General features: G+C 43.5%; 2 protein-coding genes. Both read right to left on the bottom strand.

Going from position 1 to position 1,567, the window contains the following annotated elements:
• Nucleotides 1-56: 56 nt before the first annotated feature.
• Nucleotides 57-461, bottom strand: coding sequence for a hypothetical protein (locus AC438_RS16325; protein ID WP_053982321.1), 405 nt, complete (start codon nucleotides 459-461; stop codon nucleotides 57-59).
• The coding region (locus AC438_RS17030) for an RHS repeat-associated core domain-containing protein (RefSeq protein ID WP_202904793.1) at nucleotides 433-1,567 on the bottom strand (1,135 nt) is incomplete at its 5' end. The genes AC438_RS16325 and AC438_RS17030, both read right to left, overlap by 29 nt.

Raw genomic sequence — 1,567 nt, 5'->3', positions numbered from 1 at the left:
CCTTATGCAAAATTTTGAGTGAGTGTCCCTGCAAGTTCTGCAAGTGTTTTGATTGCTTAATTACTACAAGCTCCTGAAGGCGCAATTGAAACGTTACCACTCCTTTTCTCAACATGATAACTCTCTGGGACTCGAGTACCACTTTTAATTGAAGGCAAATTAATTTGAATAAAAAAATAATCTACGCACTCAGATATTAATATTGAATAATAAGATTCACCATAATGCATACGTCCGCTCGACTTGAAATAATTAAATGCAGATGACATGGCAGATAAATAATCTCCAGTAATCACCTTCACTCCTTTGGCATCATCTAAATATTTAACATCACTATATTTAAACGAGCTGGCTTCATCTGCAAACGAAAATAATACTCTTGAAAGCATAAATAACATCATAAATACTAATATCAAAGTCTTATACACTTTGTTACAGCCTTCCCAAATCAGTAACGCCATCCCCTGCCCCTTCTCTATTGGGATCAAATACCTTAAAGACTCTCGGCCTCACACCTAGGTAAATTCTAACACCATATTGTCTAGCTAAAGGCTTATCACCGGCGCGGCCCATCTCAACCATTTCCATCTTACCCGTACTCATATCAAGTTGGCTACCATATAGCATTTCATCACTAAAATTCACATCGCCAACATCAGGGTGTGTATGGAAAAAAGCAACTGATTCTGCACCATCAGGGATGACAGCATCTTGCGGATAAACTCCCCTTCCAACCCCCTCAGGAGCCAGACTATAACCGTACTTTCCTTTATGCTTATAAATTGCCCCACCAATCTCATTATCTTTGGTCATTTTTAAAGCCTTCCTTAATGCCTTTCTAGCAGCGCGTATCTCTCCCTTTTGTGCAAGCCCCTTACTCTCAGCATTCAACAAGTGCGCCAAAGCAGCCGTCTTCGCGCCGTTCTCAAACTTGCCGCCCGTAGCGGCCGATGTAGTACCTCCTACAATAGCCGCTATTGCCGTCCGTCCAAAAATAGCTGAGGTTTCCGTATTGGAATAGTCAAATCCAGCCCCGCCCATCACACCTTTAGTAAAACCAGCTGAAGCAAAACCATGACCAAATTTCCCACCTTGTAGTACAGCAGAAATACCGCCAGCAGCAGCATGCAATGATACTTGTGCCACAATTTGCCCCTTCGTTAATAAATTACCGCCGAACTTAGTAAAGAACGCCCTAGACTTAGTTAATGTGGCGTTTGCAGCACCGGCTCCATTAAAGTACTCCCCAATAGCCCCAAAAGCAGCCCCAGAAATAAAACCAATTACGGCTGCCTGTAAAACATTACCGCCGTTTGCTGCAGCACCTGCAGCACCTGCAGAGGCGCCGACTATAGCAGCCTTCATAATCCCTGCACCGCAAAGTTGGCAAAAGAAGGCTACGGCTGCACCAACAATAACCCCTACAAATGGCCTAACCTTATTCCATACTTTTTTGAGACTAAGATACCCTGTAGGATCCGTTCCATTCAGCGGGTTATTCTTAAGATACGAATACCGATTATACCCTCCAACACTCCCAGCCCCATCAATATACGGGTCTGCCTGT

Source organism: Marinagarivorans algicola (assembly GCF_001292705.1).
GTDB classification, from domain to species: Bacteria; Pseudomonadota; Gammaproteobacteria; order Pseudomonadales; family Cellvibrionaceae; genus Marinagarivorans; species Marinagarivorans algicola.
This window is presented reverse-complemented; position numbering and strand designations above follow the sequence as displayed.

Excerpts from the sequence above, each read along its gene's own strand:
- AC438_RS16325 (WP_053982321.1), bottom strand. The coding sequence starts at position 461 with ATGGCGTTACTGATTTGGGAAGGCTGTAACAAAGTGTATAAGACTTTG.